Annotated in this window: 24 protein-coding genes; 15 read left to right on the top strand and 9 right to left on the bottom strand. The window is 63.9% G+C overall.

Annotated elements, in window-relative coordinates; translation table 11 throughout:
• The first annotated feature begins 106 nt into the window (after positions 1–106).
• Complete coding sequence (locus tag P0D73_RS10540; protein WP_408431276.1) at positions 107–799, top strand: fimbrial protein; 693 nt, start codon at positions 107–109, stop codon at positions 797–799.
• Between the two features lie 271 nt (positions 800–1,070).
• Positions 1,071–2,672: a peptide chain release factor 3 gene (locus tag P0D73_RS10545; RefSeq protein WP_132383516.1), complete on the top strand. Its 1,602-nt coding sequence runs from the start codon at positions 1,071–1,073 to the stop codon at positions 2,670–2,672.
• Positions 2,673–2,785: 113 nt separating this feature from the next.
• Here the strand turns inward: P0D73_RS10545 and P0D73_RS10550 are convergent, their stop codons facing one another.
• Complete coding sequence (locus P0D73_RS10550) at positions 2,786–3,655, bottom strand: LysR family transcriptional regulator (protein WP_408431279.1); 870 nt, start codon at positions 3,653–3,655, stop codon at positions 2,786–2,788.
• Positions 3,656–4,024: 369 nt separating this feature from the next.
• Here P0D73_RS10550 and P0D73_RS10555 point away from each other — a divergent pair, with 369 nt between their 5' ends.
• Complete coding sequence (locus P0D73_RS10555; protein WP_408431281.1) at positions 4,025–6,682, top strand: GNAT family N-acetyltransferase; 2,658 nt, start codon at positions 4,025–4,027, stop codon at positions 6,680–6,682.
• A 286-nt stretch (positions 6,683–6,968) separates the two neighbouring features.
• Complete coding sequence (locus P0D73_RS10560) at positions 6,969–7,322, top strand: hypothetical protein (RefSeq protein WP_408431283.1); 354 nt, start codon at positions 6,969–6,971, stop codon at positions 7,320–7,322.
• Positions 7,323–7,447: 125 nt separating this feature from the next.
• Here P0D73_RS10560 and P0D73_RS10565 read toward each other — a convergent pair whose 3' ends face one another.
• Both P0D73_RS10565 and P0D73_RS10570 read right to left on the bottom strand, forming a co-directional pair.
• Positions 7,448–7,993 (bottom strand): hypothetical protein, encoded by a 546-nt coding sequence (locus P0D73_RS10565; RefSeq protein ID WP_132383520.1) that lies wholly within the window; start codon positions 7,991–7,993, stop codon positions 7,448–7,450.
• A gap of 131 nt (positions 7,994–8,124) precedes the next feature.
• Positions 8,125–8,913 carry an IclR family transcriptional regulator gene (locus P0D73_RS10570; protein WP_132383522.1) on the bottom strand — a complete coding sequence of 263 codons (789 nt, stop codon included), beginning with the start codon at positions 8,911–8,913 and terminating at the stop codon, positions 8,125–8,127.
• Positions 8,914–9,233: 320 nt separating this feature from the next.
• Here P0D73_RS10570 and P0D73_RS10575 point away from each other — a divergent pair, with 320 nt between their 5' ends.
• The 9 genes from P0D73_RS10575 to P0D73_RS10615 all read left to right on the top strand — a co-directional run bounded on the left by P0D73_RS10575 (position 9,234) and on the right by P0D73_RS10615 (position 18,339).
• Positions 9,234–10,283: a sugar ABC transporter substrate-binding protein gene (locus tag P0D73_RS10575; RefSeq protein WP_132383524.1), complete on the top strand. Its 1,050-nt coding sequence runs from the start codon at positions 9,234–9,236 to the stop codon at positions 10,281–10,283.
• Positions 10,280–11,800 (top strand): sugar ABC transporter ATP-binding protein, encoded by a 1,521-nt coding sequence (locus P0D73_RS10580; protein WP_408313676.1) that lies wholly within the window; start codon positions 10,280–10,282, stop codon positions 11,798–11,800. Before P0D73_RS10575 ends, P0D73_RS10580 begins: the two co-directional genes overlap by 4 nt.
• The gene (locus P0D73_RS10585; RefSeq protein ID WP_408284879.1) at positions 11,790–12,845 is read left to right on the top strand and encodes an ABC transporter permease; all 1,056 of its coding nucleotides are present in this window, start codon (positions 11,790–11,792) and stop codon (positions 12,843–12,845) included. Before P0D73_RS10580 ends, P0D73_RS10585 begins: the two co-directional genes overlap by 11 nt.
• Before the next feature lie 25 nt (positions 12,846–12,870).
• Positions 12,871–13,197: a UxaA family hydrolase gene (locus tag P0D73_RS10590; protein ID WP_408284882.1), complete on the top strand. Its 327-nt coding sequence runs from the start codon at positions 12,871–12,873 to the stop codon at positions 13,195–13,197.
• Positions 13,198–13,239: 42 nt separating this feature from the next.
• Positions 13,240–14,559: a UxaA family hydrolase gene (locus tag P0D73_RS10595; protein WP_408431285.1), complete on the top strand. Its 1,320-nt coding sequence runs from the start codon at positions 13,240–13,242 to the stop codon at positions 14,557–14,559.
• A gap of 184 nt (positions 14,560–14,743) precedes the next feature.
• A complete protein-coding gene (locus P0D73_RS10600; RefSeq protein WP_408431287.1) occupies positions 14,744–15,784 on the top strand; it encodes an aldo/keto reductase in 1,041 nt (346 codons plus the stop codon).
• A gap of 7 nt (positions 15,785–15,791) precedes the next feature.
• Positions 15,792–16,622, top strand: a complete 831-nt coding sequence (locus tag P0D73_RS10605; RefSeq protein WP_408177657.1) for an amidohydrolase family protein — start codon at positions 15,792–15,794, stop codon at positions 16,620–16,622.
• A gap of 58 nt (positions 16,623–16,680) precedes the next feature.
• Positions 16,681–17,424 (top strand): SDR family oxidoreductase, encoded by a 744-nt coding sequence (locus P0D73_RS10610; protein WP_132383538.1) that lies wholly within the window; start codon positions 16,681–16,683, stop codon positions 17,422–17,424.
• A 66-nt stretch (positions 17,425–17,490) separates the two neighbouring features.
• Positions 17,491–18,339: an ureidoglycolate lyase gene (locus P0D73_RS10615; protein ID WP_132383540.1), complete on the top strand. Its 849-nt coding sequence runs from the start codon at positions 17,491–17,493 to the stop codon at positions 18,337–18,339.
• Positions 18,340–18,503: 164 nt separating this feature from the next.
• Here P0D73_RS10615 and P0D73_RS10620 read toward each other — a convergent pair whose 3' ends face one another.
• From P0D73_RS10620 to P0D73_RS10630, 3 genes are all read right to left on the bottom strand, one after another.
• Positions 18,504–19,856, bottom strand: a complete 1,353-nt coding sequence (locus P0D73_RS10620; protein WP_408177658.1) for a pyridoxal phosphate-dependent decarboxylase family protein — start codon at positions 19,854–19,856, stop codon at positions 18,504–18,506.
• A gap of 55 nt (positions 19,857–19,911) precedes the next feature.
• Positions 19,912–20,214: an ArsR/SmtB family transcription factor gene (locus P0D73_RS10625; protein ID WP_106281679.1), complete on the bottom strand. Its 303-nt coding sequence runs from the start codon at positions 20,212–20,214 to the stop codon at positions 19,912–19,914.
• Between the two features lie 121 nt (positions 20,215–20,335).
• Positions 20,336–20,770, bottom strand: coding sequence for a PaaI family thioesterase (locus P0D73_RS10630; protein ID WP_132383544.1), 435 nt, complete (start codon positions 20,768–20,770; stop codon positions 20,336–20,338).
• A 269-nt stretch (positions 20,771–21,039) separates the two neighbouring features.
• On the opposite strand from P0D73_RS10630, the gene P0D73_RS10635 reads away from it, so the two are divergent.
• Positions 21,040–22,662, top strand: coding sequence for a methyl-accepting chemotaxis protein (locus P0D73_RS10635; protein ID WP_408284894.1), 1,623 nt, complete (start codon positions 21,040–21,042; stop codon positions 22,660–22,662).
• 112 nt (positions 22,663–22,774) lie between these two features.
• On the opposite strand, the gene P0D73_RS10640 is transcribed toward P0D73_RS10635, so the two are convergent.
• Complete coding sequence (locus tag P0D73_RS10640) at positions 22,775–22,978, bottom strand: cold-shock protein (protein WP_007178724.1); 204 nt, start codon at positions 22,976–22,978, stop codon at positions 22,775–22,777.
• A gap of 218 nt (positions 22,979–23,196) precedes the next feature.
• Here P0D73_RS10640 and P0D73_RS10645 point away from each other — a divergent pair, with 218 nt between their 5' ends.
• A complete protein-coding gene (locus P0D73_RS10645; RefSeq protein WP_132383548.1) occupies positions 23,197–23,472 on the top strand; it encodes a hypothetical protein in 276 nt (91 codons plus the stop codon).
• A gap of 101 nt (positions 23,473–23,573) precedes the next feature.
• Here the strand turns inward: P0D73_RS10645 and P0D73_RS10650 are convergent, their stop codons facing one another.
• Together P0D73_RS10650 and P0D73_RS10655 are read right to left on the bottom strand one after the other, a co-directional pair.
• Positions 23,574–23,789, bottom strand: coding sequence for a hypothetical protein (locus tag P0D73_RS10650; protein ID WP_408284899.1), 216 nt, complete (start codon positions 23,787–23,789; stop codon positions 23,574–23,576).
• 168 nt (positions 23,790–23,957) lie between these two features.
• Positions 23,958–25,067 carry an AGE family epimerase/isomerase gene (locus P0D73_RS10655; protein WP_408431315.1) on the bottom strand — a complete coding sequence of 370 codons (1,110 nt, stop codon included), beginning with the start codon at positions 25,065–25,067 and terminating at the stop codon, positions 23,958–23,960.
• Positions 25,068–25,142: the final 75 nt, after the last annotated feature.

Genomic DNA, 25,142 nt, shown 5'->3' on the forward strand with positions numbered 1-25,142 from the left:
TCCCGGTACGGTTCAGAGATTCACCATCATTGGAAAGTGTTCCCTGAGTACGCTTTTCAACAAACCGATAGTTGCTTGCCCAGGGAGCGGGACAGCGGTGTCCGGCATGACGGGTGTTTATCCAACGAACGTCGCGGGGGTTGGCATGAGGATGCGCGATGCTAACGGCAAACCGATGGTCGGAACGGGCGCATGCTCTACCGATTTCCAACTCGGAACTACCGGCAGCGACGGCAGCTTTAATGTTTCAGGAACGTTTGAACTCGTCAAAACGGGTCCTGTCACTGGCGGATCAATCACGGGCGCAAGCTACAACACCGGCGTCCTGAACACCGGATATACGCTCAACAACGGCGCTAACACTATGACCGTCGCAAACACACCCGTGCGAGGTGTCACCTGCTCGGTGACTGCCGCGAGCGCGAACCAGACAATTCCTCTCGCGACGATCAACCCGGCGATGTTTCCGACTGCCGGCTCAGTCGCCGCAAAGACACCGTTTTCTCTGGGCCTCAACTGCCAGTCCGGCGTGAAGGTCTCGGTGACCTTCAGTTCGACGTCGGGCAATTCTGGCGTCGCCTCAGTCCTGGCGAACGCGGGTTCGGCAGCGGGCATCGGTATTCAATTGCTGGATGCGTCGCAGTCGCCGATTACACTGGATGTGGCACTTCCGCTTACGTCGAGCACGACAGGCAATATGTCGTTTCAGTTTTTCTCGCAGTACTACCGGCTGGGTGTTGCGCCCGTGGTTGCCGGAACGGTTCGGGCGACAGCTATCTTTACGATGAGTTATCAATAGCCAGGCCGCGCGCCTAAGCCGTTTTCACTGCGAGATTCCATCTGTCCCCGCGCAGACGTGTATCATTCGTCCCGGCGCTGTTCCAACCCGGCATCCCCGCACTATTTACCGCTAACGCGCGGCGTCTGCCGCCGCGTGGCCCGGATCCGCCGCGCGAGCCGCGTCTACCCGTCCGTTTCCCCGCCCGGCGTGCTTTGCCAGGTGGAGCGGAAACGCAAACCGCCGCCCGCCGTGGCCGGCAGTGCCCGAACCCTATTTGTCGCCAGACCCGATGTCAGTCTCCGAACTCAAACGCCGCCGCACGTTCGCGGTCATTTCCCACCCGGACGCGGGTAAGACCACGCTCACCGAAAAGCTGCTGCTGTTCTCGGGCGCGATCCAGATCGCCGGCACCGTGAAGGGCCGCAAGAGCAACCGCTACGCGACGTCCGACTGGATGGAGATCGAAAAGCAGCGGGGCATTTCGGTGGCGAGCTCGGTGATGCAGTTCGAGTACGGCGACGCCGTCATCAATCTGCTCGACACGCCGGGCCACGAGGACTTCTCTGAAGACACGTACCGCGTGCTGACCGCGGTCGACGCCGCCGTCATGGTGATCGACGGCGCGAACGGCGTCGAAGCGCAAACGCTCAAGCTGCTCGAAGTCTGCCGCAGCCGCAAGACACCGATCGTCACCTTCATCAACAAGCTCGACCGCGAAGTGCGCGAGCCGCTCGAACTTCTCGACGAAATCGAACAGCATCTGGGCGTGGCCGCCGTGCCGTTCACGTGGCCGATCGGCATGGGCAAGGAGTTTCAGGGCGTCTACGACATCCAGCGCGACCAGGTGCGCCTGTTCCGCGCCGGGCAGGACAAAGCGGGCGGCGAAGTCGAAACGCTGCAGGCGCTGAGCGACGAGGAAGGCGAACGCCGCTTCGGCCATAGCTGGGTCAAGGCGAAAGAAGAGATCGATCTGATCACCGGCGCGACGCCCGATTTCGATCGTGAGCAGTTCCTGGCCGGCCAGCAGTCGCCGGTGCTGTTCGGCTCGGCGATCAACAACTTCGGCGTGAAGGAAATTCTCGACGCGCTGGTCGATCTGGCGCCGCCGCCGTCCATGCGTATGACGGTGCAGCGTCCGGTTATGCCGGACGAGCCGAAATTCACCGGCGTCGTGTTCAAGGTGCAGGCGAACATGGACCTGGCGCACCGCGACCGCGTGGCGTTCATCCGCGTGTGTTCGGGACGTTTCGAGCGTGGCATGGCCGTCAAGGTGACGCGTTCGAACAAGACCTTCCGCGCCAACAACGTGGTGACGTTCCTGTCGCAGCGTCGTGAGACGGTGAGCGAAGCGTATCCAGGCGACATCATCGGTATTCCGAATCATGGCACGCTGAGTCTCGGCGATACGCTGACCGAAGGCGAGCAGTTGCAATTCGTCGGCCTGCCGTTCTTCGCGCCGGAAATTTTCCAGACCGTGGAAGTGGTCGATCCGATGCGCGCCAAGCAGCTCGGCGAGGCGCTCAAGCAACTCGGCGAAGAAGGCGCGATTCAGGTGTTCCGTCCGGAAGTGGGCGGCCTGATGATTCTCGGCGCGGTCGGGCAACTGCAGTTCGAAGTGGTGTCGCACCGTTTGTCGACGGAATACAAGGTCGACGTGCGCATGGCGCCGGCGCGTTATCGCATGTCGCGCTGGGTAACCTGCGACGATGCAGCCGAGCTGCGTCGCTTCACCGATTCGTACGCGGCACGGATCGCGCTCGACGCGTCCGACGCGCCGACGTATCTGGCCTCGCACGTGTCGGAAATCGAAGTCGCGCAGAAGGCGTGGCCGAAGATCGTGTTCAACGAATTGCGCGAGCACTCGGGCGCGCCGTTCAAGAAGGCGATGTAAATCCGCTGCGCTGGTCCCGAGCGCAAAGCAAGGCAACGCAAATCAGAAGGCCTCGTCGAAAACGAGGCCTTTTGTATTGACGCCCGTACGGCTGCCGACAAAATCATCAACGCTCACCCCAGCTTCAACACTTCTTCCCGCATCCACCCCGCCAGAGCCTGCACATGTTCGAGCCCCACATGCCGCTGGGGAATATCGAGCCAGTACCCGAACGGCCCGCTCACTTCGACATCGGAAAACTGCGCGAGACTGCCGTCCGCCAGTTCCTGGACGATCATATTCCGGTCGACGACCGCCAGCCCCGCGCCTTTACTTGCCGCGCGAATCGCCTGCTCCAGCGTCGAGAACTCGATGCCGTTGTCCGCGTAACGCGCGGGCATGCCCGCCTTGGCCAGCCAGTTAGGCCACAATTCCAGCCGGGCGTCGTTGTGCAGCACGTGCAGCGCCGGCATGCGTTGGAGTAGCGCGTCGAGCGGTTGACCGAGCAGGCGGGGCGCGCCCACGAGTACGTGGCGCTCCATCATCAGCAATTCGGAGTGCGCATCCGGCAGCGCCTGGCGGCCGAAGCGAATCTGGCAGTGAAAGTCGCCGTGCGCCTCGGTGCGAACGGATAGTTCGACGTCGGGCAATTCCACCGCGAGCGAACCCAGCCGCGGCGAAAACCATTGCGTGGCGAAAGTGGGCGGCAGAGCGAGCACGAGACGCCGCCGCCCCTTGGCGGCCGTGATTTGGCGATAGCCACGCTCGATCGTGTCGAAGGCTTCGGACAGGCATGGCAGCAATTGCAGGCCCGCCTGCGTCAGACGGATGCCTTTGTGGTCGCGCTCGAACAGTTTCGCGCCGAGCGATTCTTCGAGCAGCTTGATTTGCCGGCTCACCGCGCCTTGGGTCACGCACAGCGCAATGGCCGCGCGATTAAAGCTCATGTGACGAGCAGTTTCTTCGAAGAAGCGCAACGCGATCAGCGATGGCAAGCGCCGCATAAATCACCTTCTGTTACTTTTAATCGTGCGCGATTCGGCCGGAAGATGGTCGGACTGCGGACTCTGGTTGTGGTGCGTCGCCAGCCGCGCGTTTGTCTCCTGCACGCGCGATCCGAACCGCCATCGGCCGGCGATTTTTCAACCGGAAACGGCCATCGTGGCGGCCGGAAGATTGTCGCATTGGCGCCCGTCGTTTTGCTTGATCTCGATAAGAAATACCCGTGGCGGGCCCTGAGCCGTCGACCGCGACCGGGATGCCTGCCCGGCGTTCGAGGAGAAGCGCCGCGCGAGCGCTCAACTTCGCCTATGCTGACGAGACGCGCGCCCGGCCGCCGAGCCGGCTCGCCTTCCCCCGTCTTCGGAGCGCCCGTGACCGTTCGCAATCTCGACGCCTTGTTTCGACCCAAATCCGTCGCCGTGATCGGCGCTTCCGAGCGGCCCGGCAGCACTGGCGCGATGGTGTGGGCGCGCGTGCTGGAAGGGGGCTTCGAAGGCCCGCTGTGGCCGGTCAATCCGAAATACGAAACGCTCGGCGACCATGCCGTGATCGGCGACCCCGGCGACCTGCCGGAAGCGCCCACGGTCGCGCTGATCTGCACGCCGCCGGCGACGTGGCCGGGGATCATCCACAAGCTCGGCGGATTGGGCACGCGCGCGGCGATTATCGTCGGCGAGGTGCGCTGCGATGAAGACCGGCTCGCGCTGCGGCACGCGCTCTCGGCCGCGCGCCCGAATCTGCTGCGGATCGTCGGGCCTGGCAGTCTCGGCGTGGTGTCGCCGGCATTGCGCGCGCATCTGGGCGCGCCGTCGTGCACGGTGAAGGCGGGCGGCGTCGCGTGGGTGTCGCAGTCGAACGCGCTGACCAATGCCGTGCTCGGCTGGGCGCATGCGCGCGGCCTCGGTTTCTCGCACGCCGTGGCGCTCGGCGGCGAAGCGGACGTGGACGCGGGCGACGTGCTCGATTATCTGGCTAGCGACCCCGGCACGCGCGCCATCCTGCTCGAACTGGATACCGTGCGAGCGGCGCGCAAGTTCATGTCGGCGGCCCGCGCGGCGGCGCGCAACAAACCGGTGCTGGCGCTACGCTCCGGCCGCGCCGATCCTGCGGACGGCCTCTATACCGCAGCGTTCCGCCGCGCCGGCATGGTGCGGGTCGATGCGCTCGACGATCTGCTCGACGAGATCGAGACGCTCGGCGTGGGCCGCGTGGCGGCGGGCGCGACGGCCACGCTGATTACGAGCGACAGCGGCTTGGCCACGCTCGCCTGCGACGCCTTTGCCGCGGCCGGCGACACGCTCGCGCCGTGGCCCGATGAAGCATCGGATGCCTTGAAGCAGACTTTGCCGTACGCGGTCGGCGGCAATCCGCTGCAACTTGGCGACGATGCGCGTCCAGAGCATTTCGGCGCGGCGCTCAAACTGCTCGCGGATCATCGCAGCACCGGCACGGCCTTCGTGGTTCACGCGTCGACGCATGGCGCGCCAGTCGGCGAAGTGGCGCAGGCCTTGATCGCGAATCAGCGTTTCGCTTATCGCGGCTTGCTCGCGTGCTTCTTCGGCGGCGTGGATGCCGCCACGCGCGACGCGCTGCACGCACAGGGCATCCCGGTTCATACGACGCCGCAGCGCCTCGCGCGCGCCTTCGCGCGGCTGGTCGATTACCGGATGGGGCGTGAACTGCTGATGCAGACGCCGGAAGGCTTGCCGGCGCAAATTCCAGAATGCATCGACGCGGCGCAAGCTCAGGCGCGCGCGGTGCTCGGCGCAGGTGAGCACCAACTAACCGGCGAGGCGGCGGCGCGGTTTCTGGGGCGTTTCGGGTTGCGGGTGGAAGCGGGAGGCGGAAGTGCGAGCGAGGGCGGGGCGGGGGACGCTGCGCAAGACGTCGCACGGGGATCGGCGCAGGGTGCCGCGACAGATTCCGCGCAAGGACAGCGGCAGGAACCAGCGTTGGGCGCTACGGCTGGTTTCGCGCAAGGACAGGGGCAGGGCCAGGAGGAGGCGCCGAGCGCTACCGCTGGTTCGGCGCAAGGGCGAAGTCAACGGCAAGCGAGCGCGCAGCGCGCGGTGAAAGCCACAACGGCAGCGTCGTCGGCTGCACCGAAGTCGCCGGACTGCCCGGAAGGAAGCGCCGACTCGTCTACCAGGCCCGTCGTCGATATCGCTGTCGAACTCCACGATGACGACAACTTCGGCCCTGTCTTCAGCTTCACGGCGCCATCGGCTGACGGTGTGTCCGAACCGCTGCGAGTCTACGGCCTGCCGCCGCTCAATCCGATGCTCGCGCGCGACATCGTCACGCGTTCGCCGTACGCGCGGTTGGTTGCGCCGGAGCCGGCGCTGGCCGCACTGACGGCGCTCTCGCAAGCCGTATGCGACGTCAAGGAACTCGTCGGTCTTGCGCTGACGCTTAGGGTGTACCGCGATCACGTGATAGTCGTCGATCCCACGCTAACCGTCGCGCCGACGCGCAGCCGCCTTGCGATCGTGCCGTACCCGCGCCGCTTCGAAGAGACGCTGGACTGGCAGGGTGCGCGGGTGACGGTGCGGCCGATCCGTCCGGAAGACGAGGCCGCGCACCATGACTTCGTCGAAGCGATGACCCCGGAAGATTTGCGTCTGCGGTTTTTCGGCGCGGTGGGCAGCTTCGACCACTCGCAGCTCGCGCGCATGACGCAGATCGACTACGACCGCGAAATGGCGCTGATCGCCACCGTGCAAAGCGAAGAAGGCTTCACCCGGACGCTGGGCGTGGTGCGCGCGGTCGCCGATCCCGACAACGAAACCGCTGAGTTCGCGGTGGCGGTGCGCTCGGATCAGAAAGGCCGGCGCCTCGGCCAATTGCTGATGGACCGGATCATCAAATATGCGCGGGTGCGCGGCATCCACTGGCTGGTCGGCGAGGCGCTGCGTGAAAATACCCCGATGATCGGACTCGCCAAAGCCTGCGGTTTCACGACTACGCGGACGGAGGATCCGGGTGTGGTCGGCTTCAGAATGGCGCTCGATGAGCCAGCGGCTAACTGACCGAGCGACGGCGGCGATAAGAACGGTCGCGGAGGAAATTTCGGGAGATCGCGTCAGCGCGTGTCGATGTTGCGGCGGCCTTTTGAGTCGGCCGTAGTGGGTGCCACACGCACTCCGCAAAACGACAAAACTATCCAACCTTCAGACGTTTCTCAAGCCTTGTAAACGGGAGCTTACATAGACTCTTACGGCCGGGTTACTTTCTGGCTCCGAGTATCCGCATAGGTGTATCCAGCGAACTGTTGCTCGGGTGGGATTTTATTTAGCTCTCGTAACAGGTAAACAAATGAATCACAAGAAACGTACCCGCGAGACTCACCAGGGCACGGGGAAACTAGACTACCGGCTGGCGCTCATGCCGGCAATGTTGATGGCGGCGTTGGGTTGCGCGAATACCGCTTGGGCCGTCGACGCGGTGTTGTGGCGGCGGGTGCCGGCGCCATCAAAACGCAGGGCAACAAGACGACCATTTCGCAGTCCGATACCGGGCGCCTTCGTGCGGTTGCAAGGGTATGGCATCGGCGCAAGCTATAGCGGCAAGCGTGTGGCCGCGCAATTGAGTTACGCGATGCGCGCGGGGCATCCCTTGGCGCAAACGGCTCGCCAACAGACGTGGGTTACCGTATCAACGATCTTCTAGCGGGATCGAATCGCGGCGACAACGCCCACCCACCACACCCGCGCTCAAAAGAAAAAGGCGGCACGCAGCCGCCTTTCTTGTCGTACGCGTATGGAGTGCCACCCGCGATAACAGGGTTCTCAGACTTACGCCGCGAGTTTCTCCGCAGCGGCGTCGACCTGATCACGCGTCACCGCCAACTCCTCCAACCACGCATCCCCATAAACCGCCCCCGTCTCACGCTCCAACCGCGCAATCGTCGCCGCGCAACGGCTCGCATCCTTCGGCGTCGCAATAAACGACTTCACCGATTCACCCGCCTTGAAGGCATCGAACAACGGCACGCGAATATCGTCCGGCAGCGCGCGCGTCGTCCACTGATACGGCTTGCCGTTGAACGTGAATTGCGGCGGCAGCACCCGCTCTTTCTTCGCGGCCGGAATCAGGCCGTACGTGCGCGCGGCTTCGCCGATCTGCTCCGGCGAAAACAGCTCGTCCGGGCTGATGTCGAATTGCTGAATGAACGTCTCGATGCTTTGCATCGCCGCCGCGCGGTCGTCGCGGCGCTTTTGCGCATGAGCGACGATGTCGCGCAGTTCGTCGGCTTCTTCAGGCGTGATCGTGAAGCTCGACTGCTTCTGCTGGAGCTCGGAAAAACGCTGGAATTCGGAATCGGTCAGAAGTTTCGCCATTGCTTATCGATGAGCGCGCATGAGCGAACCCATGCGGCGTGATTTTTGAGAGGGTCGCCATTCTAAACCATGTGCGCGAGCCATCGAATTTCGACGAGCCGCCGCGCGGGTTCGCTTGCCTGCATGACGCGCTAGGCGGCGTTCTCGTGAAACATCGACAGCGCCTGGACGGTCTCGCGCAAGAGCGCGGTGGCGGCTTCAAGCGTCGGCGCGACGTATTCGTCGATACGCCGCAAATACGGACACGTGAGGACCGCGATCGCCTGACCGGACGGACCCTGGATCGGAAACGTGACGTCGGTCACGCCGAACGTCTGCTGGCTGTCCTTCTGCGAAAAACCCGCCGTGCGAATCCGCTCGCAGGCCTGCTCGAGCGCGGCGCGATCGATGGTGACCTCGCCCTTCACCTTGGTGTGTTCGGCCAGCATCTGTTCGCGCTGCTCGATGCTTTGAAACGCCAGCATCACGCGGCCCGAACCCGTATCGATCAGGCCGACGCGCGAACCGAGCCGCACCGAGATGCCCCACGTACCGGGACCATCCACCTGCGCGATCACCAGCAGATTGCCGCGGTCGTACACCACGAGGTGACACGACTGTTCGGCAGCGTCGGCAAAGCGCTGCATGAGCGGCAGCGCTTCGGAGATCAGACGGTTCATCGGCGGATGACGGTGGGCGAGCGCGTACAGCTTGAGGCTGAGCGAATACCGGTCGCCCGCCGCCGAGCGCACCACGTACTGACGCGCGACCAGCCGTTCGAGCATGCGATACATCTCGCTCGCATTGCGTCCGAGCAGCTTGGTGATTTCGGCGCGCGTCAGTCCTTCCTTCTGCTCGGCGAGCAGTTCGAGGATGTCGAGGCCTTTGTCGAGCGCCGGGGCGCGGTAGCGGTCGGCGTCGTCTTTGTCGTCTGCGTCCATCGTGAGCGAGGTTCCTTGGGCTGTTCTCATTATGTGGCGCGTGAGTGTAAGTGCGTGACGAATCTCGTAGAGGTGGCGTTCGTCCAGGGAAAACACGGACGGTTAATGCAGTGTACATGCCTTGACTTAAAAAAGTCCGTATATGAATAATACGTTCATTGGTGAATGAGCGCACGCCAATACTCACACGAATCGATTAGAAAGCGCTGGACGAAGTGCCGGGCCCCGCAGCCGGGTTCACGCAGTTCCCACAACAACCATCGTGTATGGGATGGGAGTCAGTGCTAAAGCGCTGATCCCCATCGACACAGGAGACAACCATGTCGTTCACGAAAGGGCCGCTCACGGCCCGCCGTTTGTTCCGCAGTTCGTTGTCCGCGGTTGCAGCCGCTGCGTGCCTCGCCGGACTCGGTGTGACGGGCGCCGCGCAAGCCGCCGACACCGGCAAGATCGGCCTCGGTCTGCCGCTGCTGACGTCGCCGTTCTGGCAGTCGTACAACAACTATTTGCCCAAATATGCGAAGGAGAGCGGCCTCGACATCCTCGCACCGGTCAATTCGAATGGCGATCCCGTCCAGCAGATCACGGACATGAACAACCTGCTGAACCTCGGTGCGAAGGGCATCGTGGTCGGCCCGCTGGATTCGGCCGCGATCAGCCGTGCGCTCGACGCCGCCGCGGCGCGGAATGTGCCGGTCGTCGCCGTGGACGTCGCGCCCACGCAAGGCAAGGTCGCGATGGTGGTGCGCGCCGACAATCACGCGTACGGCGAGAAGGCGTGCAAGTACATCGGCGAGCACGTGAAGTCCGGCAAGGTCGTGCAGATCATGGGCGACCTGGCATCGGTCAACGGGCGCGACCGGTCTGAAGCATTCCGCTCTTGCATGAAGGGCTATCCTGGCGTGTCGGTGCTGGAAATTCCCGCAGCCTGGAAAGGCGACGTCGCGGCCACCGCGCTCGACAGCCTGCTGACCGCCAATCCCGACGTGAAGGGCATTTACATGCAGGCAGGCGGCGTCTATCTGTCGCCGACGCTGCAAACCTTGCGGCGCAAGCAGATGCTGTTTCCCGCCGGCGATGCGAAACACGTCGTGATCGTCAGCAACGACGGCATTCCTCAGGAATTCGAGGCGATCCGCCGCGGCGATATCGACGCGACCGTGTCGCAGCCCGCCGACTCGTACGCGAAATACGGCCTGTTCTATATCAAGGCGGCGTTGGCAGGTCAGACCTTCAAGCCGGGCCCGACCGATCACGGCAGCAACATCATCCAGTTGGCGCCCGGCATTCTGGAAGACCAATTGCCCGCACCGCTCGTGACGAAATCGAACGTCGACGACAAAGCCTTGTGGGGTAACACGGTCAAATGAGCGAGCTCACGCCCTCCGTGCCCGTGGTCGAAGCGCTTGAGGTCACCAAACGCTTCGGCTCGACGGCCGCGCTGAACGACGTGAGCATCCGCGTGATGCCCGGCGAGTCGCATGCGCTCGTCGGGCGCAACGGCGCGGGTAAATCGACGCTGGTGTCGATCCTCACCGGCCTGCGCAAGCCCGACACCGGCGAGGTGCGTTTCAGCGGCGCGGCCGCGCCGTCGATCGCGAATCGCGACGCGTGGCGCGAGCGCGTGGCGTGCGTCTATCAGCATTCGACCATCATCCGCGATCTGAGCGTCGCGGAGAATCTGTTCATCAACCGGCAGCCGTTGCGCGGTGGCGTGATCGATTGGCAAGCCATGCGGTGCGACGCGCGCGCGTTGCTCGATCACTGGAAGATCGACGTGCGCGAAGATGCCCGCGCCGGCGATCTGTCAGTGGAAGCGCGGCAACTGGTGGAGATTGCGCGCGCGCTGTCGTACGGCGCGCGCTTCATCATTCTCGACGAACCGACCGCGCAGCTCGACGGCGACGAGATCAAGCGTCTGTTCCGGCGCATCAGCGAGTTGCAGCGCGAGGGCGTGACATTCCTCTTCATCTCGCATCATCTTCAGGAAGTCTATGAAATCTGCCAGGCGGTGACGGTGCTGCGCGACGCGCGGCATATCGTCAGCGCGCCGGTTTCCGCGTTGCCGCGCGAGCAGTTGATCGAAGCGATGACCGGCGAACGCGGCGGTCTCGCCGTCGCCGATGCGGCGGCGCGCGCCGCGTTGCCCGCAGACACGGCGGTCACGCTGGAAATTAAAGAATTGGCCGGCGCCGATTACGAAGGCGTGTCGTTCACCGTCAAGCGCGGCGAAGTCGTCGGCTTGACCGGCGCGACGAGCAGCGGCCGCACGAGCGTAGCTGAAGCGATTGCGGGTCTGCGTGCCGCCAAGCGCGGCACGATCAGCGTGGACGGCGCAACCTTGCCGCCTGGCGATGTGCCCGCGGCGCTCGCGCACGGCATCGGCTGTGTGCCGAAGGATCGGCATCACGAAGGCTTGGTGCTCACGCAATCGGTTGCGGAAAATGCATCGATGACGATCGCGCGCGTGCTCGGCAAGTTCGGCATCGCGCCGCCCGCGAAGAAGAACGCCTTCGGCCAGAAGATGATCGACGCGCTCGGCATCGTCGCGCAAGGTCCGGAGCATGTCGTGTCGGGTCTGTCCGGCGGCAATCAGCAAAAGGTGGTGATGGCGCGCGCGCTGGCCACCAATCCCAACGTGCTCGTGCTCATCGATCCCACCGCGGGCGTCGACGTGAAATCGAAAGAAGCGTTGCTCTCCGTCGTGGATCGCGTGCGCGAAGAGGGCAAGGCCGTGCTGGTCGTGTCCGGCGAACTCGACGATCTGCGCACCTGTGACCGCGTGCTGGTCATGTTCCGTGGCCGTGTCGCGGCCGAATTTCCCGCGGGTTGGCAGGACCACGACCTGATCGCATCCGTTGAAGGAGTCAGTCTCCATGAAGAATAGTGTGCCCAGTCCTGCATTCGGCACCGCGCAAGCTGCGGCTCAGCCGCCGTTGGCCGCGCAGGCGTCACGCGGCAAACGCGCGCGCTCTGAACTCGCGCGTCTGCGCGAGTTGGCCTTGCTGCCCGCGCTCGCTTTGCTGATCGTGATCGGCGCATTTGTCAGCCCGAGCTTTCTGACCAAGGCCAATCTCATCAGCGTGTTGGGAGCGTCGGCGGCGTTGGCGCTCGTCGTGCTCGCCGAGTCGCTGATCGTGCTGACCGGCAAGTTCGACTTGTCGCTTGAATCGACGGTCGGCATCGCGCCCGCAGTGGGCGCGATGCTGGTGATGCCGGCGGCGTCGGCGGGCTTCGGCATGCAATGGCCGGCGGCGGCCGGCTTGCTCGCCATCGTGGTGGTGGGCGCGGTGATCGGTTTGATCAACGGCTTCCTCGTAGTGCGCTTGCGGCTCAATGCGTTCATCGTCACGCTGGCCATGCTGATCGTGTTGCGCGGCATGCTGGTCGGCGCGACCAAGGGCGGCACGCTGTTCGATATGCCGCCGTCGTTCTTCGCGCTCGCCACCACTATCGTGCTCGGCTTGCCTTTGTCCGTGTGGCTCGCGGCGGTGGCGTTCGCGATTGCGGCCTTCATGCTGCGCTATCACCGGTTGGGGCGCGCGTTGTACGCGATCGGCGGCAACCCGGAAGCGGCGCGCGCGGCGGGGATTCGCGTGGAACGCATCACGTGGGGCGTATTCGTGCTCGGGAGCATACTTGCCTCGGTGGGCGGTCTGATCGTGACCGGCTATGTCGGCGCGATCAACGCAAACCAGGGCAACGGCATGATCTTCACGGTGTTCGCGGCAGCGGTAATCGGCGGCATTTCACTCGACGGCGGCAAGGGCACCATGTTCGGCGCGCTCACCGGCGTGCTGCTGCTCGGCGTCGTGCAGAACCTGCTGACGCTTGCCCAAGTGCCGTCTTTCTGGATTCAGGCGATTTACGGCGCGATCATCCTGGGCTCGCTGATGGTGGCGCGCCTCGCCAGCGGCGAAGGTCAAAACTAATGCGCACGCACCTCGGAGAACTCATTTGACCAGCCGCCCATTGCAAACGGACTCACGCCTGATCCTGCTCAGCCCCGCCGACAACTGCCTGATCGCGGCGGCGCGTCTGGACTGCGGCACGCAAGTCGAGATCGAAGGCGAGCGCGTGACGCTCACCAAGACCATCGAACTCGGCCACAAGGTGGCGCGCCATGAACTTGCGAAAGACGACAAGGTGCTGCGCTACGGCGCAGTGATCGGTCACGTGACAGAAGCCGTGGCGCGCGGTGCGCATCTGCATACGCACAATCTCGAAAGCGATTACCTGCCGACGTACACACACGACGCGGGCCACGAATTCGTCCATCACTGATGTGGGCACAATGACGTGGCCTCGCGCCGCGCTGGAACGATCATGACTGACATTTCCGTAGCATCTCCATCTGCCGAATCGCAGCAGCCCGCGTTGCAAGGCTATCTGCGCCGCGACGGCCGCAAGGGCATCCGCAATGTGGTTGCGGTGGCGTATCTGGTCGAGTGCGCGCATCACGTCGCGCGCGAGATCGTCACGCAGTTTCGCGAACCGCTCGACGCGTTCGACGATCCTTCCGCCGAACGCGAACCGCCCGTGCATCTGATCGGCTTCCCCGGCTGCTATCCGAACGGCTACGCCGAGAAAATGCTCGAGCGGCTCACCACGCATCCCAACGTGGGCGCGGTGCTGTTCGTATCACTCGGTTGCGAGAGCATGAACAAGCACTACTTGGTGGACGTGGTGCGCGCGAGCGGCCGTCCCGTCGAAGTGCTGACGATTCAGGAAAAGGGCGGCACGCGCAGCACGATTCAATACGGCGTCGACTGGATTCGCGGTGCGCGCGAGCAACTCGCTGCCCAACAGAAAGTGCCCATGGCGCTGAGCGAATTGGTGATCGGCACGATCTGCGGCGGCTCGGACGGCACCAGCGGCATCACCGCGAACCCGGCGGTGGGCCGCGCGTTCGATCATCTGATCGACGCGGGCGCGACGTGCATCTTCGAAGAAACCGGCGAGCTGGTCGGCTGCGAATTCCATATGAAGACGCGCGCGGCGCGCCCGGCGCTCGGCGATGAGATCGTGGCCTGCGTCGCGAAGGCGGCGCGTTATTACTCGATTCTCGGCCACGGCAGTTTTGCGGTCGGCAACGCGGATGGCGGACTCACCACGCAGGAAGAAAAATCGCTGGGCGCGTATGCGAAGAGCGGGGCGTCGCCGATTATCGGCATCATCAAACCCGGCGACATTCCACCGACCGGCGGCCTGTATCTGCTCGACGTGGTGCCGGACGGCGAGCCGCGCTTCGGCTTTCCCAACATCAGCGACAACGCGGAGATCGGCGAACTGATCGCCTGCGGCGCGCATGTGATTCTGTTCACGACCGGACGCGGCTCGGTGGTCGGCTCGGCGATCTCGCCGGTGATCAAGGTGTGCGCGAATCCCGCGACGTATCGCAATCTCGCCGGCGACATGGATGTCGATGCAGGCCGCATTCTCGAAGGCCGCGGCACGCTCGACGAGGTGGGCCGCGAAGTGTTCGAGCAAACGGTGGCGGTGTCGCGCGGCGCGGCTTCGAAGTCGGAGACGCTCGGTCATCAGGAGTTCATCCTGACGTACAAGACGTTCGAACCGGTTGGGCCGGCTTGCTTGCCGTCGAGCGCCGCAGCGCAGCATCGGGTCGTTGCGATCGAGCCGCACTGAGCGGCAGGTCCGCGGGCCTGGCAGCAAGCCGTCTGTATACACCGTGGGCAAACCTCGCCCATGCATGGTAAAACACGAATGGGATCGGACTAAGTGCTTTGCATGGGACCAGAGTAGGCGTTGAACCGCCGACTCTGGTCGACAGCGAAAGCGCCAACTCCGATCGACACTGGAGACGCGCTCAATGACCGCAACGATCGGATCGAAGATCGGGCAACGGCGCCGCATCGGCCGCGGGCCTTTGCAGGTGACCGGATTGGGACTCGGAACGGCGCCGCTCGGCGGCCTCTACCGCGATCTGACTGATGAAGAAGCACACGCCACCATTGCCGCCGCGTGGAACGCAGGCGTGCGCTATTTCGACACCGCGCCGCATTACGGCAACACGAAGGCCGAGCATCGTCTGGGCGACGCGCTCCGGCGCTATCCGCGCGGCGACTATCTTCTGTCCACCAAAGTGGGCCGCCGTTTCGTGCCGCGCACCACGCCTTTCGACGACAAGGAAGGCTGGCAAAACCCGCTTCCTTTCGAAGCGATTTACGACTACACGCACGACGGCATTCTGCGTTCGTTCGAGGACAGCCAGCAGCGCCTGGGCATCGTCGAAATCGACATTCTGCTGGTGCACGATATTGGCCGTGTCACGCACGGCGACAACCATCCCCATCACTGGCGGCAGCTAACCGAAGGCGGCGGTTTTCGCGCGCTGGACACATTGCGCTCGTCTGGCGCGATCAAGGCAGTCGGACTCGGTGTCAACGAAGGCGCGGTCATACTCGATGCGATGGCCGAGTTCGATATCGATTGCGCGTTGCTCGCGGGCCGTTATACGCTCCTCGAACAGACCACGCTCGACGACCTGTTGCCGGCCTGTGAAAAACGCGGCGTCAGCATCCTGTTAGGCGGCGCGTTCAACTCGGGCATTCTGGCGCGCGGCGTTGAAGGCGATCTGAAATTCAATTACGGCAAAGCGCCGCCCGAAGTGATCGAGCGCGTCGCGCGGCTGGAAGCGGTCTGCCGTACGCACGGCGTGCCGCTCGCGGCCGCCGCCTTGCAGTTTCCGTATGCGCATCCGGCGGTCGCCACCGTGTTGACCGGCGCGCGCAGTGCCGACGAATTACGCGAGAACGCCGCGTCGTTCGAGAAGCCGATCCCCGCGGCCTTGTGGTCCGCGTTGCGCGACGAAGGCTTGCTCGACAGCCGCGCCCCCGCGCCAGAGGATTGAGTTGACGATGCATATCGATGCCCACCAGCACTACTGGGATCCCGCTCGTGGCGATTACGAGTGGCTCACGCCGGAACTGAAAATCCTGTACCGGACGTTCGGCCCGGAGGATCTCAAGCCGTTGCGCGAACGCGCGGGCATCGAACGGACGGTGGTGGTGCAGGCGGCACCGACCATCGACGAAACGCGTTATTTGCTGGACATAGCGCGCCATGAGCCGTCGATTGCGGGCGTGGTCGGCTGGGTGCCGCTGTTGCTGCCCACGGCGCCGGAGGTGATCGAAGCGTTGGCGCATGAGCCGAAGTTCAAGGGCGTGCGGCCGATGCTGCAGGATTTGCCGGACGACACATGGATCGCGAACCCCGATCTCGCGCCGGCGATCGAAGCGCTGATCGCGCACGACCTCGCGTTCGACGCGCTGATTTACGCGCGCCATGTCGAGCCTTTCGAGACCTTCGCGACGCGCTTTCCGGCGCTGCGCATCGTCGTCGATCATGGGGCGAAGCCGCCCATCCGCTATGGACGCGCGGGCTATCCAAGCTGGGCCGATGCGATCACGCGGCTCGCGCAACTGCCGCACGTGCATTGCAAGCTGTCGGGCCTCGTCACCGAGGCATCCCCCGGCTGGAGCGAGGAAACGCTGCACCCGTACGTCGATCATCTGCTGAAGTCATTCGGTCCGGCGCGCTTGATGTGGGGCAGCGACTGGCCGGTGCTCGATCTGAACGGCGACTATCTGCTTTGGCATTCGGTGGCGAACACCTTGCTCACGTCGTTGAGCGAGGGCGAGCGCGAAGCGGTTTTCGGCGGCAATGCCGCCGCGTTTTATCGACTGTGATTTCTGGCAGAGACCTGAAGCAGAAGCAAATGCAAAGCCCATTCAACTGGAGTCGTAGATGACACAAAGACTGGCCGGCAAGACGGCCCTGATCACAGCGGCAGGACAAGGCATCGGACTCGCCACCGCCGAACTCTTCGCACGCGAAGGCGCGCGTGTGATCGCCACGGATATCCGTATCGACGGACTCGCCGGCAAGCCGGTCGACGCGCGCAAGCTCGACGTGCGCGACGACGCGGCGATCAAGGCGCTGGCCGCCGAACTCGGCGCGATCGACGTGCTATTCAACTGCGCGGGCTTCGTGCACGCGGGCAATATTCTCGAATGCAGCGAAGAGGATTGGGACTTTGCGTTCGACCTGAACGCGAAGGCGATGTACCGCATGATCCGCGCGTTCCTGCCCGCCATGCTGGAGCACGGCGGCGGCTCGATCATCAATATGTCGTCGGCGGCATCGAGCGTGAAGGGCGTGCCGAACCGCTTCGCGTATAGCGCCTCGAAGGCCGCGGTGATCGGGCTGACCAAGTCCGTTGCTGCGGACTTCATCACGCGTGGTGTACGCTGTAACGCGATCTGCCCGGGCACGGTGGCTTCGCCGTCGCTCGAACAACGGATCGTCGCGCAGGCTCAGGCGCAAGGCGCGACGCTGGACGCCGTGCAGGCCGCCTTTGTGGCGCGTCAGCCGATGGGCCGCATCGGCAAGCCGGAAGAGATCGCCGCGTTGGCGCTGTATCTCGGGTCCGACGAATCGTCGTTTACCACGGGCCATGCGCATGTGATCGACGGCGGCTGGTCGAACTGACGCACGCCGACCCACGCCGACTCAAGCTGAACCACGAACCGAACACCACTGAAAGGAAGTGCAAGGATGAAACTGCTTCGTTATGGGCCGAAAGGCCAGGAAAAGCCGGGCCTGCTCGACGCGCAAGGCAAGCTTCGTGATCTGTCGAAAGTGGTCGCCGATATCGACGGCGCCGCGCTGACCGACGAAGGTCTCGCCAAACTGCGCGCGCTCGATCCGGCCTCGCTGCCGCTGGTCGAAGGCAATCCGCGCATGGGTCCGTGCGTCGGCAAGATCGGCAAGTTCATCTGCATCGGCTTGAATTACGCGGATCACGCGGCCGAATCGAATCTGCCGGTGCCCTCCGAGCCGGTCATCTTCAACAAGTGGACGAGCGCGATCAGCGGCCCGAACGACGACGTCGAGATTCCGCGCGGCTCGAAGAAAACCGATTGGGAAGTCGAACTCGGCGTGGTGATCGGCAAGCCGGCGAAATATATCGACGAAGCCAACGCACTCGATTACGTCGCCGGATATTGCGTGATCAACGACGTGTCGGAACGCGAATGGCAGATCGAACGCGGCGGCACCTGGGACAAGGGCAAGGGCTTCGACACGTTCGGCCCGATCGGCCCGTGGATGGTCACGCGCGACGAAGTCGCGGATCCGCAGAACCTGAGCCTGTGGCTCGAAGTGGACGGCCACCGCTATCAGAACGGCAGCACGAAGACGATGGTGTTCGGCGTCGCGAAACTGGTCTCGTACGTGTCGCAGTGCATGAGCCTACAACCGGGCGACGTGATTTCGACCGGCACGCCGCCGGGCGTCGGCATGGGCGTGAAGCCGAATCCGGTGTTCCTGAAGCCGGGCCAGACGATACGTCTGGGTATCGAAGGTCTGGGCGAGCAAACGCAGAAGACGTACGCGGCGGAGTAATTCGCGCTCGCAAGCTTGACTGCATGAAGAAAGGCGGTTTCTGCATCGACAAGCAGGAACCGCCTTTTTAGTTGGCGTCGTTACCGCTCAGTTGCGCCGTTCCATGAGCAGTCGCGTGAGCGGCGCCGCTAAACGATCAACTTGCGTGTCTTCGGCGGCGCCGCTCAGGCGCGTTGTTCCGCAAGCAATCGCGCGAGCAGCGCCACCAACTGATCGACGTGCGTGTCCTCGGTGCGCCACGACGACACGCTGATGCGAAACGCCGGCCGGCCTTGCCAGACAGTCTGGCCGAACCACGTTTCGCCCGACGCCTGCGCCGCTTCGCGAATCGCCACCGTCTGCGCGTCGGTCTTCGCGCGCACCAGCACCTGGTTCAACACGACGCGATTCAGCACCTCGAACCCGGCGGCGCGCAGACCTTCAGCGATTCGCGCAGCCTGCGCGCAATGCCGGTCGACCATCTCCTGCACGCCGCTGCGCCCGAGCGAACGCAGCGCCGCCCAGATCGGAATGCCGCGCGCGCGGCGCGAGAACTCGAGATTCACGTTCTTCTGCGCGTCATGCGCGCCTGTCAGATAGACCGCGTCGCTGTTCATCGCCGATGAAAGCGCCTGCGCGTCGCGGCAGATCGCCATGGCGCCGTCGTAGGGCGTGTTGAGCCACTTGTGGCCGTCGGTGGTCCAACTGTCGGCGCCGTCGATGCCATCGGTCAGCGCCCGTTTCGACGACGCCCGCGCCCACAGACCGAACGCCCCATCCACATGAGTCCATGCGCCGGCCGCCTTGGCGCGGGGAATCAACTCCGCGAACGGATCGAATTCGCCGGTATTCACTTCGCCGGCTTGTACGCAGAAGATCGTCATGTCGTCGAGCGGCGGCAATTGCGCGGGGTCGATGCGGCCATGCTCATCCACGGGCGCGCTGATCACGCGCTTCATGCCGAAGCCGAGCACGCGCAACGCCTTCTTCACGGTGATGTGGGCCATCTCGGAGATCACGACGCGCACCGGCGGCGCGCCGTCCAAACCGTCGTTGTCGAAATCCCAACCCTTGCGCGCGAGCAGCGCGCGTCGTGCCGCCGCGACGCAAACGAGCGTGCACGCCGTCGCGCTGGTGCCGAAGCCGATCGCCGCTTCGCGCGGCAGATCGAGCGCGTCGAGCACCCAGCGCGCCGCGATTTTCTCCAGCGTGGCCGCGACCGGCGAGTTGTCGAAGGTCGACGCGCACTGGTCCCACGCGCCCATCAGACGCTCGGCCCCCGCGGCGGCCGGCAACACCGCGCCGATCACAAAGCCGTAATAGCGCGGATCGTTCGACGCTACCGTGCCGGGCGTTCCGCTTTCGTCGAGCAGACGCAGCACGTCGGCGGGCGCGTGGCCACGTTGCGGGAAGGCTTCGTCGAAGGCGGCGAGTTGCGCGAGCGCGGCCGCATCCGGAAACACCCGGCGCTTGCCGATGCCGGCAAGGTAAGCGTGCGCGCGCCGGTCGGCGTCCGCGAGAATTGCGAGTTCGTCCATGTGGCTCCCTTGATGATTGAAAAATTGACGGCGCGGTCCCTTGAAGACCACGCGCCTAAAGATTGGCGAGGTCGCGGCCGAGCTTCTGCAACTCGGCGTCGATGCGCTTGTAGTACGTGAATTTGCCGATCCGCTGCGCGCGCACGAGTCCGGCATCGGCGAGGATGCGCATGTGACGCGTGGTGGTGGCGGGCGCTATGCCGAGCTTGTCGGTGATGAACGTGCAGCACACGCCGACTGTTTCGATATCCGCATGGTCCTGATACGGGAAATGCCGCGTCGGCTCTTTCAGCCAGCGCATGACGGCGAGCCGGCTGGCGTTGGCGAGCGCGTTGATGCGGGTGAGTTCGTCTGTCATGAGGCGGCGCGCCGAACGGAGTCAAAGATCGATAACGTTTCGTATATTAGCTAAATGACGAAACGTGAACAAGCGCGGTGATGACGGCGCGATGTGCTTCAGCCACGCGGGTGAAGCCGCGTCAGCCCGAGTGTTCGTGCTCGCCGTTCTCGCTGATCCGGTTGACCGTGCCTTGTGCGACGGCAATCAGCTTTTCGCGGTTGCCTTCCATCACATACACGTTGCATTGGCAGGTCGCCTGATGCTGGCCCGCGTAGACGACCTTCGCGCGCGCGATCAGCGTGCCGTTGATGGCCGGCCGCAGGTAGTTGATCTTGTATTCCCCGGTCACGACCTTCGGCCCGAGCAGAAGCGCGCCCGCGAAGGTCAGCGCGTTGTCGGCGAGATAGCTGATGACGCCGCCATGCACGAAGCCGTGCTGCTGCCGCAGTTCGTCGCGGATCGGCAGACTCAGCGTGAGTTCGCTGGTGCTTGTCTGCATCAACTCTGCGCCCAACAGCATGCTGAACGGCTGGGCATGCAGTGCGCCGCGCGCCCGGTCGAGGAGGTCGGTCATTGTGATTCCTTCGGGCGTCGCCCGCGGTGGCAATCTGCACTGGCCTGCGTCGTGCAGTCCCTACCCACTCTAGGAAGCGCGCACGCACCGCGTCAAGGTGAATCGGTAATTTGCGCCGTGCATTGTTGCGCGAATTGATTGCAATAGTGAAGTTGGCCGATGAAAAGGGGGCGTAAGACGATCTTTGATGGAATTGGGCTCAAGCACGGCGCGCTTATGCCGTTAACCCTGACGTAGCTCCCGTCATTCTTTGTCTTCAGGTATTCACGATGTTCAGCAAGATCAAGGTCGCATCCGGCCTGTTGTGTGTTCTGGCCGCGTTCTGCGTTTTCCAGCTTGTCACGGTGGGTTTGGGGTTCTGGTCGCTCACGCGTACTCATGACGACGTGGGCGATCTGTCGAACATCGCCTTGAAGCAGGTGGACGCGGTCAACGAAACGACCCAGCATTTGATGGACGCGCGCATCAACCTCTCGCGCGCCGGGACGCGCATGGTGCGCGGCGGCTCCGAGCCGACCGATATCGTGCAGCACGCCCGCGAACAGTTGACGGCCGCCGACCAGTCGTTCGCGGCGTTCATGAGCGCGCCGAAGACCGGCGACGAAAACGGCGCCCGCGCCGCCGCGCTCGCCGAGCGCTACAAGAAGCTGCACGACGCGCTCGCGGAACTGGTGCAGTTTCTCGATTCGAACAACATCCAGGCTTTCCTCGATCAGCCGACGCAGTCGTTCCAGGACGCCTACCTCGGCGAGTCGCATAACTTCGTGCAATTCGGCAACGCCGCGAGCCGTGCGTCGCTCGATTCGATCGATACGCGTATGGCGACTTTCCGCGCCGTCAGCATCGTGATCCTGCTGGTGCTGGTGGCCGGCACGTTCGCCGTGTACGCGGCGCTGCGCCGTGGCGTGGTGGCCCCGCTGGAAGAAGCGGGCCGTCACTTCGACCGTATCGCGCAAGGCCGCCTCGATCAGCCGATCGCCGGGCGCGGCACCAATGAAATCGGCCGCCTGTTCTCGGGTCTCGCGAAAATGCAGGCGAGCGTGGCGCGCACCGTGCAGACCGTGCGCGAATCCGCCGATTCGATCCACTTGGGCGCCGACGAAATCGCGACCGGCAACGCCGATCTGTCGGCGCGCACTGAAAACCAGGCGGCGTCGCTCGAAGAAACCGCGTCGAGCATGGAGGAGCTGACGGCTACCGTCCGTCAGAACGCCGAGCACGCCCGTGAGGCCAATGCGCTCGCCGAGACCGCGCTCGAAGCGACCTCGCGCGGCAGCGAAGTGGTCAACGAAGTGGTCGACAAGATGCGCGGCATTGCGCAGAGCTCGGACAAGATTGCCGAGATCATTTCGGTGATCGACGGCATTGCGTTCCAGACTAACATCCTTGCGCTGAACGCGGCTGTGGAAGCGGCGCGCGCGGGCGAGCAGGGGCGTGGCTTCGCGGTGGTGGCGGGCGAGGTGCGCGGCCTCGCGCAGCGCAGCGCGCAATCGGCGAAGGAAATCAAAACGCTGATCAGCGAATCGGTCGCCGAGATTCAGGGTGGTTCGACTTTGGTCGAGCATGCGGGCGAGGCGATGAGCAACGTGTCCGCCTCGATCTCGCGCGTCACGCAGATGATGGCGGAGATCAGCGCATCGTCGCTCGAGCAGAGCACGGGCATCGAGCAGGTCAATCAGGCGGTGGTGCAAATGGATGAGATGACGCAGCAGAACGCGGCGCTCGTCGAAGAAGCTGCGGCGGCGGCGGCTTCGCTGCATCAGCAGACGCAGCAATTGAAGCAGGCCGTGTCCGTGTTCGAAATTTCTGAATCTGTGTTGCGCACGCAACAAATCGACGAAGCACGCGGGCCATCGGCAGATTTTTCGTTGTCCGGTATGCGCGCAATTTAAACCGCGCAAGCGCTCAAAAAGAAAACGTCAGACAAAGAAAATGGCCCGCCGAAGCGGGCCATTTTGCATTAGACGCAAGCGCCTAAGGGTGCCTCAACGTACCTGACGGTACTTAGGCCGGCTGGATGTTCGCAGCTTGCTTGCCCTTCGGGCCTTGCTTAACTTCAAACGTCACCTTCTGGTTTTCCTGCAGGGACTTGAAGCCGCTGCCTTGAACTTCCGAAAAGTGCGCGAACAGGTCTTCGCCGCCGTCGTCCGGCGTGATGAAGCCAAAGCCCTTTGCATCGTTAAACCACTTCACAGTACCTGTTGCCATTTTTAATCCAGTAAATGTTGTGTGTTGCATTCGCGACCGCTATTTCTCAACACGAGATCGAGCGCGAAGTAGGAGTTGTATCACGTCTTTATGACGGACGCCAATCAACCAGTATTCGGGTATTCCCCGGCTTCGACCTTTTTGAGGCCTGGCAAGCAATTGGAAGGCTGTTCCCGCGGGTAGGGTAAACTGCTTGTATTACTCTTCCAGGAAAAACATTGACACATTATTTGCAAGAAGAACTTACCTCGTTCTGGAGTCGTTTGACCCCCTATCTGGCGATATTGGAGTCTAAATCACCTCAAGAGGGCGCCCCGGACCCGGTCGGCCGTATCACCGTTGATACCGAAGACCGCCAGGCTTTCGCCCTTCACACAACCGATCAGAAGCCGCACGGCGACACATCGGACACCCCCACCGGCAACAGCGCAACTTATATGCGTTTTAAATCTGCCGACAGCGGCTGGAGCCCTTGGCAGCGCGAAGAGTATTGATCGACCGGGCGGTCGGTTTGTGTTTCCGCGCCCCGTCGTGAGATCGCGGCCGGCGTTCAGCCGGCTTTGCGATCGGTCAGGCCCCTGGCCGTTCTTCGGCCTTAGCCTTTGCGCCCGCTGCGGCGCGTGCGCTCGTAAAAATCATTCGGCTTGGTGCGGATCCAGCGAACGAAGGTGCGTACCGCCTCGTCGTTGAGCAGCGCCTCGACCGTTGAATAGCGCTGCGCCAGTTCGGTTTCCGAGAACAGCGCGTGGAGCTGGCGATGGCAAATGCGGTGCAACGCGGCGACTTCCTTGCCGCCTTTCGTTTTCGGCACCCAATGATGCAAGTCGCGTTGGCTCGCCGGGATCGGTCGGCCGCAGAGTGGACAGACTTCGTCAGCCGGCGGCGGTCGATACCAAGGTTCGGCGAGTTTCTTGGCCATGGCCAGGATGGCTAGCGAAGTTGAGGCGTTCGCACGTCGCGTGGTTTTTGTCGGCCGCGTTCAGGTCGGCAACGCGTCGTAGGCGGTCGCGAGGTGATAAGGCGTGGTCGACGGCATGTCGGCGCGCGCCACTTCACCCGCCGGCGTCTTGCATTCGAACCAGCCGTGCGGACGCAGAAAGCGCTGCTGGAACAGTTCGATTTGCCGCGGCAGCGCGGCGCGCGCCGCTGGTTCCCCGTGGCTCGCCAGCGCGCGCAGATATTCGGTTTGGGCCCAGATCCGCTGGGTCGCGTCCTTGACCCGGCCGGTTTCGTCGAGCGAGGCGTACACGCCGCCGGTTTCCCGGTCCACTCCATGTTGCTGCGCGAAGCTGAACGCACGCGGCATGGCTTCGACGAGACCCGAGCCTTCGAACACCGCGCCCGCCTGCTTGACCAGCCAGAACCATTCGAACTGGTGCCCGGGTTCCAGACGGTTATCGTCCGCGCCGATCGGCAGTTCGGCGATGCAGCCCGTGGGCGCATGCACGAAGCGCCGCGCGAGCGCACCGGCTAGACGTCGCAGCGCGGCGTCGAAAGCGTTGTCGTGCGTGGCTTCGCGAGCGGCCAGCCAGGCTTCGGTGAGGTGCATCAAGGGATTCTGGATCGGCGTGCCCGTCACGCCCGCGAAATCCGAGGTCAGCGCGGCGTTGAACAGATCGTCTTCAGCGGCGAAGTTCGACTGGATCAGCGCCGACGTGCGATGCACGACTTCCAGCGCGTCGCGTTTTCCCGAGCGCCGGGCGTACTCCGCGCACGCAAACACCACGAACGCGTGCGTGTACAGGTCCTTGGTGGTGTCGAGCGGTGCGCCTTGCGCATCCACGCTATAGAACCATCCACCGTTGCGCGTGTCCTGAAAGGTATGCATCAGCGAATCGAACAGCACCTGCGCATGGGCCGCGTCGCCCGCTTGCGAGAACACGAACAATTGCCGCGCGCAGGCCATGGCCCGGTAGCGCTCGGCAGGCAGCGCCTGATGATCCTCGGCGCTGACCGCTTCGTAGGGCAGCTTCAGTGCAGCGTTGAAACCCGGGCCGCGCCAGATCGGCAGCACCACGCCAGTGAAGTGATCGCGCAGACTGGCAACGAGTGCGACGGTGGAAGCGGCGGGTGGGTTCATGCTCTGCATAGTCAAATGGGTCAAACAGGGTATGTCGAAGCGAAGCGGCCGCGGAGTGGGTCCGTAGCCTGAGTGTCAGTGCGG

Origin of the sequence: Paraburkholderia sp. RL18-101-BIB-B, from assembly GCF_046026985.1 — a bacterium.
Classification (GTDB): domain Bacteria; phylum Pseudomonadota; class Gammaproteobacteria; order Burkholderiales; family Burkholderiaceae; genus Paraburkholderia.